General features: G+C 29.7%; 13 protein-coding genes. 10 read left to right on the forward strand and 3 right to left on the reverse strand.

The window, feature by feature from the left end:
• Nucleotides 1-39: 39 nt before the first annotated feature.
• Nucleotides 40-336, reverse strand: coding sequence for a zinc ribbon domain-containing protein (locus tag ACWJKE_RS13780; protein WP_165412371.1), 297 nt, complete (start codon nucleotides 334-336; stop codon nucleotides 40-42).
• Nucleotides 337-586: 250 nt separating this feature from the next.
• Between ACWJKE_RS13780 and ACWJKE_RS13785 the strand changes: the two genes are divergently transcribed.
• The 5 genes from ACWJKE_RS13785 (at nucleotide 587) to ACWJKE_RS13805 (ending at nucleotide 3528) form a co-directional block, all read left to right on the forward strand.
• The gene (locus ACWJKE_RS13785) at nucleotides 587-967 is read left to right on the forward strand and encodes a hypothetical protein (RefSeq protein WP_220286267.1); all 381 of its coding nucleotides are present in this window, start codon (nucleotides 587-589) and stop codon (nucleotides 965-967) included.
• A 155-nt stretch (nucleotides 968-1122) separates the two neighbouring features.
• A complete protein-coding gene (locus ACWJKE_RS13790) occupies nucleotides 1123-1638 on the forward strand; it encodes a peptidylprolyl isomerase (protein WP_216303767.1) in 516 nt (171 codons plus the stop codon).
• Nucleotides 1639-1669: 31 nt separating this feature from the next.
• Nucleotides 1670-2047, forward strand: a complete 378-nt coding sequence (locus ACWJKE_RS13795) for a DUF3783 domain-containing protein (protein WP_216303768.1) — start codon at nucleotides 1670-1672, stop codon at nucleotides 2045-2047.
• A gap of 88 nt (nucleotides 2048-2135) precedes the next feature.
• Entirely contained in the window at nucleotides 2136-2801 is a 666-nt protein-coding gene (locus ACWJKE_RS13800; RefSeq protein WP_216303769.1) for a S24 family peptidase, read from the forward strand.
• Nucleotides 2802-2838: 37 nt separating this feature from the next.
• A complete protein-coding gene (locus ACWJKE_RS13805; RefSeq protein WP_216303770.1) occupies nucleotides 2839-3528 on the forward strand; it encodes a phosphatase PAP2 family protein in 690 nt (229 codons plus the stop codon).
• Between the two features lie 153 nt (nucleotides 3529-3681).
• Here the strand turns inward: ACWJKE_RS13805 and ACWJKE_RS13810 are convergent, their stop codons facing one another.
• Together ACWJKE_RS13810 and ACWJKE_RS13815 are read right to left on the reverse strand one after the other, a co-directional pair.
• On the reverse strand, nucleotides 3682-4620 hold the full coding sequence (locus ACWJKE_RS13810) for a radical SAM protein (RefSeq protein ID WP_462958899.1): 939 nt from the start codon (nucleotides 4618-4620) through the stop codon (nucleotides 3682-3684).
• Nucleotides 4621-4690: 70 nt separating this feature from the next.
• Nucleotides 4691-5743 (reverse strand): YkvI family membrane protein, encoded by a 1053-nt coding sequence (locus tag ACWJKE_RS13815; protein ID WP_216303797.1) that lies wholly within the window; start codon nucleotides 5741-5743, stop codon nucleotides 4691-4693.
• 248 nt (nucleotides 5744-5991) lie between these two features.
• Between ACWJKE_RS13815 and ACWJKE_RS13820 the strand changes: the two genes are divergently transcribed.
• The 5 genes from ACWJKE_RS13820 (at nucleotide 5992) to ACWJKE_RS13840 (ending at nucleotide 11864) form a co-directional block, all read left to right on the forward strand.
• Nucleotides 5992-7068: a hypothetical protein gene (locus tag ACWJKE_RS13820; protein ID WP_216303771.1), complete on the forward strand. Its 1077-nt coding sequence runs from the start codon at nucleotides 5992-5994 to the stop codon at nucleotides 7066-7068.
• Between the two features lie 115 nt (nucleotides 7069-7183).
• Complete coding sequence (mnmL, locus tag ACWJKE_RS13825; protein WP_462953437.1) at nucleotides 7184-8122, forward strand: tRNA modification radical SAM protein MnmL/YtqA; 939 nt, start codon at nucleotides 7184-7186, stop codon at nucleotides 8120-8122.
• Between the two features lie 276 nt (nucleotides 8123-8398).
• Nucleotides 8399-9508, forward strand: coding sequence for an ABC transporter ATP-binding protein (locus tag ACWJKE_RS13830; RefSeq protein ID WP_462958900.1), 1110 nt, complete (start codon nucleotides 8399-8401; stop codon nucleotides 9506-9508).
• A 13-nt stretch (nucleotides 9509-9521) separates the two neighbouring features.
• Entirely contained in the window at nucleotides 9522-10469 is a 948-nt protein-coding gene (locus ACWJKE_RS13835) for a PucR family transcriptional regulator (protein ID WP_462958901.1), read from the forward strand.
• 399 nt (nucleotides 10470-10868) lie between these two features.
• On the forward strand, nucleotides 10869-11864 hold the full coding sequence (locus ACWJKE_RS13840) for a CPBP family intramembrane glutamic endopeptidase (protein WP_216303775.1): 996 nt from the start codon (nucleotides 10869-10871) through the stop codon (nucleotides 11862-11864).
• Nucleotides 11865-11869: the final 5 nt, after the last annotated feature.

The raw sequence follows: 11869 nt of genomic DNA on the forward strand, positions 1-11869 counted from the left end.
GCGAAATGAATGCATTAATAGTAATATATACTTTTTTATTTATTTTTTATTATCAATTTTATTGAGCTTTTTTTCTAGATTTTTTATTCGGGCTTCTATTTTTTTTAATGTCTTACAATAATCTAAAAGGGAGTCATCAATGTGATTATTAGTTTTAAAAATTGCGTACAGTTCTTTTCCTATATCTTTGTAGAGATCTTCCATACTGTTCTCTTCAGAATGGATTTTATATTTAAGTTTTGATATTTCAATAAAATATTCAGACTTGTTTGATATAATATCTAAACTATTGCTTATTGAATCTTTAATTTTGTCCAAATTGGGTGCGGAAGGCATAATATTCCTCCTTTTTATGGGGCAGTCTGAATTTAATGCATAGACTTAATAATATATTATTTAATATAATGTGTATTTGTGACTAAAAAACATGAAGATGTTACATATTTTATTTTAATTAAGTATAGCAATATCATGACTATAAGAATAGACTAAACTATACAAAGAACAACAGAAATAAGGTGATAAAATCAGAGTATTTCAATTAAAAAATAATAATGAACACCATATAGGTCAGGATATATTTAATATGGAAATTGAAGAAGCAAAAAAAATTAATTGTATAATTATCAATAATCCAGTTCAAAGTGATTGTTTATGTATTATAAATCATCTAGTATGTAAATCCGAAGAAAATAAAAATATCGCACATTTAATCATTGCAAATGAGGATAAACAGTTAGAAAATATAACTAACTTTGGTAGTTTAAACATTGGATATGAATACAATATAGCGGAGGCTTACGGAAACTTAGAAATAGATACAGTAAATATTGAAAAAAATCGAGAGGTAGACATGCTAGATGAACATTTTCTAATAATACTTCCTGGAGGTAACATTCATATAAAATTAGAGAACCCTCAAGAAAAAATGATTTTGCAAATAAGTGTCGGTCATCAAGTTATTTAACTTTTTGCAAGGCGCATCATCTAAAAAAATAACTAGGGAAGTTACTAGTTATTTTTTTAGATTACTAAATATACGGCTTATATATAAAAATTAGTAAATAACATAAAATGTGATATAATTTATAATGAATACATAATAGAAGGAGAGATAAATATATGAATCCAATAGTAACAATTAATATGGAAAATGGAAAAGTAATAAAGGCTGAATTGTTCCCAGAAGTTGCACCTAACACGGTAAATAATTTTATAAGTCTTATAAACAAGGGATTTTATAACGGACTTACTTTTCATAGGGTAATTCCAGGATTTATGATTCAAGGTGGCTGCCCTGAGGGAACAGGTGTTGGTGGACCAGATTATTCAATAAAAGGTGAGTTTTCTTCTAATAAATTTAAAAATGATTTAAAGCATTCAGTTGGTGTTCTATCAATGGCTAGATCTAATGATTCAGATTCAGCAGGAAGCCAGTTTTTTGTTATGGTAGCTAACTCTTATCATTTAGATGGAAGTTATGCAGCTTTTGGAAAAGTAACTGAGGGTATGGAGCATGCTTTAGAAATAGCTAAGGTAGAAAGAGATTTTAGAGATATGCCACGTAAGGTGCAAAGAATAAAAAGCATGAGCGTTGATACTTTAGGAATTGAGTACGATCAGCCAGAAAAAATGTAATAAAAATATTAAATTGTAGGGGGTATATATTGTGGAGCTTATTAATGAAAAACTTATCCTTGCATATGGACTAAACGAGGATGAAGAAGAAAAACTTAATAGTTTACTATCAAAACAAAATATGTTACCTTGCAAAGTAATTGAGAAAAATATGGGCAATGTAACAATTAAAGAAGTATTAGAGAATATAGAAAGTGAAAAAAATAAAATCGAGCTACCCCACGAAAAATTACTTCTATTTAATAGTTATAAAGATAAGGAACTGTATGATTTAATTGATAGTATAAGGCAAATTAAAAGCAGTAATACAATACTAGCCGCTGTAACACCAACATCTATAAACTGGACGGTTAATTATCTTATGCAACATCTAATTGAAGAAAGAGAAGCCTATAGAAAAATGGAATAAGGCATGTGGCACAAAATATAAATCTTCTGCAAGATAGCAGGAGATTTATATTTTACGGAAAATTATTCAACTGGAAAGGTGGAGAATTATGAGCAGAGTAGGAGATAGAATTAAAGAGGTAAGAGAATCAAAAGCGATAAGTCAAAAACAATTAGGTAAAAAAATCGGAGTTTCTGAAAATTTTATTAATGAAGTTGAAATGGGAAAAAAGATTATAAATGAGAAATTTTTAGAAAAAATCTCTAAAATCTTAGGGGAAGAAATTGAAGATACATCTGTATCATTTCAAGCCGCTGAGTATGTAGAAGAAAGAAAACCAAAGCTCGAAAGACCTAGCGTGGGAAAAGTAAACGAGGTATGGAATGATGCGTTTAGCTCAGTGTTAAAAGATGTTTCTATTTATAAATATGATTTAGCTAAAGCAATAGGTGTAAAACAAATGCCAATAATATCAAATAAAGTAGAAGGATATGCTCAAGATAAAGTATTGTTTTTAGAAATAGAGAATGACGATATGCTTGGGTTTAGAATTTGTAGTGGGGACATTGCTTTTGCTCATTTGACACATGAAATAGAAAATAATGCTATTTCGCTAGTGGATTACAATGGAGAAAGAGTGTTAAGACAAATAAAAAAATTAGATAGTAATAAAATATTGTTAATAAGCAATAGAGTTTCATTAAGAACTGATACAGTTAAACATAATGATATAAAGATAATTGCAAGGTTAGATAGAGTAGAGTTTAAGGTATAAAATATAGCTTTTATTAAGGAGGGAAGGAGGAGATAAAATGGAACAACTACAAAAGAAGGTAGCGCTACAAGAATGGAAGGATATTATTAAAAGAGGCCTACTGGGACTAAGTATACCATTAATAAGTATGACATATCCAATGTTAAATCAATATAGAGGAGATACTAACGACCTATTTACTTTTGTAGATAAGCTCATCCCCTTTAATAAATTTTTTATATTACCTTATATATCTTGGTATATATTTATAGCAATTTTTGCGACTATCCTATGTATAGTAGATAAAGGAAGGTATCTAAAGCTACTTATAACTTTAAATATAGGTATGATTACATGTTATATAATATATTATTTTTATCCAACCTGTGTTCCAAGGCCCATGATAACAGGAACGGATTTCTTCAGTAATTTGGTTTTAAGCTTATACATGGCTGATAATCCTTATAACTGTTTCCCAAGCATTCATGTTTTAAATTCAGTGTTAGTAGCTTTATATATTTATGAATCGGAAAAGGTTTGTAAATCTATTAAAATGATCTGTGTTACTGCAGCTGTTTTTATAATTCTATCTACTATGTTTATAAAGCAACATTATTTTGTAGATGTGCTTGCAGGCATAATATTCGCTTGTGTATTGTATTTTTCTTTTAAGAATATAAAGTTTGATTTTAATGACATTTCAGAAGGAAAGTCTCCCACTTCTATAGGGGGGAGTCCTATACTGTAATAAAGAAAGAACTTCAGTGGGAGTATAAATCTCCTTCTGAAGTCATTAATCCAGCTCCGCAGGAGATGATTCATAAAGATCAAAGCGCAACCTATATGGAATGATTATATGCTAAAAGGTCCCCATGATTAAAATCATGGGGACCTTTTAGCATTATACTCCGCTTAAATCAAAGTCAGGTACGAAAGTCGAAGATGAGCTTTCGCTTTCTTGAATAAAGCACTTGGTGATGCCTAGGTTTAAGCAGTACTCAATTAGAGCTTCATAATGATTAGGGTTTACTTTCTTGTCTATTTCAGGATAATTAATTGCGACTTGCATAGGGGTATATTGATTCATTAAGCTGATATATACTGAATCATTAAAGGTGTTATATATAAAATCTATTATTTTCTTAGAATCAAATAATAAGCCTGGTAGCATAAGGTGCCTAATGATTACTCCCTTTTGAATTATACCATCAGCATCAAATTTGACTTCTCCTACTTGCGAAACCATTTCAGTAATAGCGGCAGAAGCTACAATAAAATAATTAGGCGCTTTTGAATATTTAATAGCATATTTATTGCTACAATATTTTAAGTCTGGTAAATAAACATCAATAAACCCTCGAAGCATTTTAATGGTATCTATATTTTCATAGCCACTTGAATTATAGAGAATAGGAATATTAAGGCCTTTATTTTTAGCAAGTTTCAAGGCTTCTATTATTTGGGGTACATAGTGAGTAGGGGTAACTAAATTTATATTAAGGGCCCCTCTTTCCTGCTGCTCCAAAAAAATTTCACTAAGGCGATAGATAGATATCGTTTTCCCAGCATCTTCATGGCTTATCTTATTATTCTGACAAAATACACATTTCAGATTACAATTGGAAAAGAATACAGTTCCAGAGCCATTTACGCCAGAAATACAGGGCTCTTCCCAGTGATGCAGGGAAGCTTTAGCTATTTTTACATCCTTAGAAGCTCTACAAAAGCCTAATTCTCCACCTAATCTATTAACAAAACATTTCCTAGGACATAAATTGCATTTTTTTAACAATTTTAAAAAATATGAACTATCTAATTCTCTAGTGCCTTTATTAATCATCTTTATCTCCTTGTTTTATAATTTAAATCTTTAGAATATATAAGAACTGTACAGCGCAATATATATAATGTCAATTCTGATTTTTAGAAGTTTTTCTATAAAATAGAATACATTGAATCAAAAAAATAAAACTTATTGCACCGAAGCCAGGATAAAGGACTTTAATTAAATTTTTAAAGCCAATTTGAGAAATAGGCAAAGATATAATAAGTATTAATATGACCGCTTTTTTATAAGAAATATTAAACTTTTTCTCAAGGGTCTTGCCTACGCTATATATATTAGAAACTTCAGTTGAAAACATTTCACAAAAAATTACACAAAGCAGAAGAATCTGCATTAGTGTGCCAAAACGGTTTGTAATATATAGAAGTGGAATTTCATATTTAAAAATTTGAGGAATGTTTAATAAAAGCATCACATTAACAAAATAGCATAATATGGTTAAAACTATAGCGCCTATTATAACTCCGGGAATAAGAATACGTTTATGCTTTATTTCTTGACTTATTGGGACTAGAACACCACTACAGGATAGCATGTTATAACTGGCATAGAGCACGGCTGAAAAAAACCATTGGACAGGGACAATTTGGGTTTTATAAGAGGGGATTTGTTTTATATAGGAAGCGCTTACTATATCTTTGTAGAATACTAAATACAATACAAATATAGTTACAATGATTGTAGTAAGAGCAGGTACTATAAAGGAATTTATTGTTATTAATCCTTTGGTATCTTTAAGTAAGGTATATAAAGAGATTACAGACATAAGTAAAATTCCTACCCATTTTGAAACACCAAAATATTGATGAAGAAGCGCACCACTTCCAGCTAATATTATGGAGGCTCCACTAATTAAGAAAAAACTTGTAAAAACATCGGTAATTACACCAAAAAAACCGGGGCTTATAAGGGTTATAAGCTCAGTATAGGAGCTTAATTTATGTTTTAGGCTAATAGAAATTATAATAGAACTTATTAAAATATAGATTAAACCACATATGAGGATTCCCCAGAAGCTCATATACCCATAAGTACTGAAAAATTGAGTTATTTCCTGACCGGAAGCAAGGCCTGCACCGACTATTGTTCCGATAAATACAGCTGAAATTTGAAACATTTGACCAATTGTTTTTTTCAAAAAATCTCCCCCACAAAATTATTAAATTAATAGTCATACTTAAATAAGATGCTTGTCTTTCTAAATATATGTGCATTGTTTAATAATAAATGATGATTTTATAAATTAAAAATTTATTTAGAGGGAAACTATAATTAGCATAATGAATTTGATTTTATAAATCCTAAGTATAAAAGTAATTATAATTTCCATAATTAAATTAAAATTGGATTAAAGGGAGTGAAAAATTGAAAAAAATTTTAAGTTGTTTATTAATAGCGTGTTGTATTTTGTCTTTTACATCATGTTCAAAAAAAGAGAATAAAGAAAAGCCAAAAGTTAATGCTTTTGAAATTAAAACTGCAACTAATGTAGTTGAGAGCTATATGAATTTTATAATGAAGGAAGATTATGAAAATGGTAAAAAACTATATAGTAAGGAATTATCTGAAAAAGTTTCTAATATGCCAATTAGTGATATGAAGATAAAAGGTTATAAAGTTACAGAAAGTAATGAAGTTGGTAGAAGTGGGGTTTTTAAGGTTAGAGTTACAAGAACATCGATGGATAGCTCTCAGTCATGCCTTGATGAATATTCTATCAGAATTATTAAAGATGGGGCTGAATATAAAATAAGCGAAATAACCAATACACCACAAAATGAAGCTTTTGTGGAGGACATGGGTATTAGATTTAGAGATAAAAAAAATGTAAAAACCAATTTAATTATTGATAAAGCGGGGTTTCCTAAATATGTATATTCGAAAGATGATGGAGCGCGATTATATAAAGTAGTGGTGCCTACAAAAGAATTCAGCTCTATAAATTTTAGTTATGAAGGAGATAAACTTGCAGTTAGTACTTATAACAAAAACTCATTTATTGGTATTGTTAACATTGATCAATCTCTAGCAGTTCAGGGAAGTGCTACAAATCCAACTGAGGAGTCCCCGCAAGGTGGAGGATCGGGTGAAGTAGCTAAGGAAAAACCAATTGGAAAGGAATTAATTTCAATAGATTTATTGCTTGATTGTAAAGTAGAATTTATGACCTTCTCCTTAGATGAAAAATTTTTGCTTGTACAGTATAATAAGGAAAAAACGGGCAAATATATTAGGGTTTATAATGTAGATAATGGAGATATGATTCCTGTTAATTTTGAAAAAGACTATCCTGTAGAAAAAGTTCAAATTGTATTTTCTTCTTTTGGTGAGGATACTATGACTTATGAAGTAATGCCTAAACCAAATGTTAACAGTTCGGAAGCAGATATAATTGGTAAATGGAAACTTGATTTAAAGACTTTTACCGTAGATAAATTATAAATAATGCACTGTTCACAGACTATAAGGTATAATTGATATAGGGTTTGAATCTTCAAATAACTAACTAGTCTTACGACTAGTTAGTTTATTTAAATGGTCTTTAAATAAAGAAAGGATGATATTAGTGCAGAAAATATGGAGTGACAAAAGATATCACAGTTTAAATTATTTTTTAAGGGACAAGTTCGGTAATAAGGTTTTTAAAATTGCTTTGGACGCTGGATTTTCTTGTCCAAATAGAGATGGGACTATTAGTAGTGGAGGGTGTTTGTTTTGTAGCGAAAGGGGCTCAGGAGATTTTGCTGGGAATAGGGATTTTTCTATTACAAAGCAATTTGAAGATATAAAGGTTATGATGAATAAAAAATGGAAAACAGGGAAATACATTGCTTATTTTCAGGCTTATACAAATACTTATGCAAATATCGATGTATTAAGAGAAAAATATGAGGAGGCAGTATCACAAGAAGGAGTGGTGGCTCTTGCTATAGCTACAAGGCCTGATTGTTTAGACGATGCGGTATTAGATCTTATAGAGGAATATTCTAATAGAGTATACACATGGGTAGAACTAGGGCTTCAAACTAGTAGTGATGAAAGCGCAAAAATTATTAATCGGGGATATAAATTAGTGAGATTTGAGGAGGCTCTAAGTGAGCTTAATAAGAGAAACATTGATGTGGTGGTGCATACCATTTTTGGACTTCCTGGAGAGAGTAGGGAGGACATGCTAAAAACCATAGACTACGTGGCACATAAAAATATAAAGGGTATAAAAATGCATCTACTTCATCTTATGGAAGATACCCCTATGGTTAGCCTTTACAAACAAGAAAAGCTGAAGTTTTTGCAGCAAGATGAGTATATAGATATAATTTGTACGTCAATTACTATGCTTCCACCTAATATGGTTATTCATAGATTAACAGGCGACGCACCAAGGGAGTTACTAATAGGCCCTATGTGGAGTTTGAAAAAATGGGAAGTTTTAAATGGAATAGATAACAGATTAAAGGAATTAGATTTATATCAAGGGAAAAATTTTAAGGATTAGGTTTTGACGACATTTCAGAAGGAAAGTCTCCCACTTTTATGAGTGGGAGTTACATACAATAACAAAGAGAAACTTCAGTGGGAGTATAAATCTCCTTCTGAAGTCGTCAATGTATCTTCTGTGAAGATGTTGCAGCACCGCAGGTGATAATTTAATAAAGGGTCAGTTGTGTCTTTCTACAAATTAACTTTACAATTTTTGTGTGTTTTGCAAATAGATAAATAGCTTTTAAAGGTTTAATATATATATATAGAAACATATAGGGGGGGATATATTATGTCAAATTTATCATTAAGACACATATACAAGGTTTATACAGGGAATGTAACAGCGGTTAAAGATTTTAATCTTGAAATAAAAGATAAAGAATTTATAGTTTTTGTAGGACCATCTGGTTGTGGTAAATCAACAACTTTGAGAATGATAGCAGGTCTTGAAGAGATATCACAAGGGGAAATATATATTGGAGATAAATTAGTAAATGATGTGGCACCCAAAGATAGAGATATAGCAATGGTTTTCCAAAACTATGCATTGTACCCTCATATGACTGTATATGATAACATGGCATTTGGATTAAAATTAAGAAAAATGCCAAAGGATCAAATAAAACAAAAGGTTACTGATGTAGCTAAAACCCTTGATATAGAACATTTGCTTGATAGAAAACCAAAGGCATTGTCAGGTGGACAAAGGCAAAGAGTAGCGCTTGGACGAGCTATAGTAAGAAGTCCAAAGGTATTCTTAATGGACGAGCCACTATCGAATTTAGATGCTAAACTTAGAGTTCAAATGAGAACAGAAATAGCAAAACTCCATCATAAACTTCAAACAACTTTTGTATACGTAACGCATGATCAAACAGAAGCTATGACTATGGGGACAAGAATAGTTGTAATGAAAGATGGATTAGTGCAACAAGTAGATACTCCTCATAACATATATGAACATCCAGTTAATATGTTTGTTGCTGGGTTTATAGGAAGTCCTCAAATGAACTTTATGGAAGCTAAGGTTTTAGAAAAAGATGGTGAAGTTGTGCTTTCTTTCGATAATGAAACTATAATATTACCGAAGGATAAGGCAGAAGCTGTAAAAGAAAAAGACTATATAGGCAAAATTGTTATAATGGGAATTAGACCAGAAGATATTGATGACGGTATTGACTTTATTGAAAAAAATAAAAATTCAGTTATAGAAGCCAAAGTTGACGTTACGGAGCTTATGGGTGCGGAGACTAATATTTATTTGTCAAAAGGAAATACAAGTATTGTAGCTAGAGTAAATGGATCGTCCAAAGCTATAGTTGGAGAAAAAATTAAGATTGCTTTAGATACTAATAAAATTCATATATTTGATAAAGAAACGGAGAACACGATAATATAGGGGGAAACGTACTATGTACAATTTTACTGAATTCCTGAAGGATTTAAGTCACTCTTCAAACATACCATTTGATATAGTTACCGAAGATGGGATTGCTTTATATATTAGTGACTTAAATATTGAAAATTCAAATATAACTAACTTTACTATTATGCTTGGACGAGTTAAAGGCATAATAAGTTTAGAGAAGAAGTATGAAAATTGTACATTCTTACTTAAATATGTTATTGAAAATAAATATACCCAGCATTTTTTAACTAAAGAACAAGCAGTTATTGATATTTTAGAGAATAGAGAAATTTCTATTGATAATATTAATTACAATTTACCTTTTCTCAAAAATGGGTGTTATATCATATTAATAAGTTCAGATGGAAGTAATTATGAATCTCTCAACATAATAAAACAAATATATGATAAAGAACCAGTTGTAAGTTTAATATATAATGATAGTATTATTGTAATTGGTGACTTTGCTGAAATACAAGAACATACAGAAAGTATAAAGGAATCCATATCATCAGATTTGTATTGTAAATGTTATCTAAGTTATGGAGATAGAGCTTATGATATAAACGAGTTTAAAAAAGCTTATAATGATGCTGTTCAATGTATGCAGCTAGGGAAAAAATTTGATATAAAAGATCATATATTTAGTTATAATAAAATGTTGTTTGAGAAAATCGTCTATAACATAGACATAAAAATTAAGCAGGAACTTTTATATATGTTAAAAGACAAATTCGATGCTTTCGATAGTGAAATGATATCAACTATTGAGCAATTTGTAAATTGTGGTCTTAATATTAGTGATGCTGCTAGGAAACTATATGTTCATAGGAATACCCTGATCTATAGATTGGATAAGATTAAGAAAGAAACAAATTTTGATATTAGGAACTTTAAAGATGCATCTGTATTTCTTATAGCCTTTTTAATATGGAAAGAAAATAAGGAATAGGGCATGGGGAATTTTTTTCTTAGAGTATGCTATAACGAAAAGTATATATTACTGGAATGCGTTCACATCGCTAAGTACTTCTAAAATTTATTTTATTTGCATATGCTAAAAATAAAATAAATTGTGAATTACTAAGGCTTGTTCAAACGCATTCTGCGTAATATATACTTTCGTTAGCATTTTCTAAGAAAAAAGAGCTTATCTCAAAAAGAGCAAAAGCGCTGTAATTATAAGTTTTAAAAGAAAGATTAAATTATCATATAAAGACTTCAGAAGGAGATTTATACTCCACTGAAGTTTTCTTTTTTTGCTATGGTAAATAGTGGTATAATGTTTGTAGCAGTTTGGTGGGAATAAAAGCTAATTATTTAAAAATAGTTTATTGAAGGGGGAGATTTTATGGACACAAATTTGACTAAAATTAAAAATGAAATATTAGCATTCTTATTAGCTACTTTTTCAATTACATTTGGTATGGGTCTAATAATGTTTTTTGTTTATAAACATATTGATGCGAGTGGTGTCCAAGCATTTGCTATAGTACAGATGCTTTATCCTGCGTTAGCGGCTATTGGGATAAGAATTTATTATGAAAAAAATAGTATTTCTAAGGGATTGATGGATTTCTTTACGTTCTATATTATTTTTAGTGTTTTATGTATCATTATTTTAGTTGTTGGAGTTTTTGCTTTTCCGGGACATGTATCAATTGTTATAAATACACTAGTAATTATAGCTAGTATATTTGCTTTTACTATAATAATGATTAACAAAGATAATCGTTTTGAAAAAATTAGTATGGTTTTTAAAAAGAACTTTAAGACTGTTATACTATTAGGTTTATTGTATATTGTACTTAAATTAATTATAGTTATGTTTGGTGGACTTGTTGATGGTAATTTATCTGAAATACTAAAAAAGACTATGATGCGTATTGCTTTACTTACTATTATTGTACCAATTGGTGTTGTTTCATCTTTTATAATATTTTTTGGAGAAGAACTGGGATGGAGAGAATACTTACAGCCAAAACTTCAAGTTTTATTTGGTAAAAAACTTGGCGTTATTATATTAGGATTTATATGGGGAATATGGCATTTACCACTTTGCTTTATGTTATATAGCCCATCAACCCCTATTTACTGTGTAATATCTCATATTTTCTATTGTATTCTTCTTGGTATTTTCCTTGGGTTTGTCTATATGAAAACTAGAAACATTTGGTCAGTTATAATTATTCATTTAATTAATAATAGTATGATTATTAATGAGAGTAGTGCCTATGACACAGTAATAACAGCAAAATATTTAGTATTAGGTTTAATATTTTGTGCTATTGTATTCCTACCATTTCTATTTACTAAAGAGTATAAGGGTAAGATGAGTGAGGGATAACGATT

Source organism: Clostridium sp. CM036, assembly GCF_055081135.1.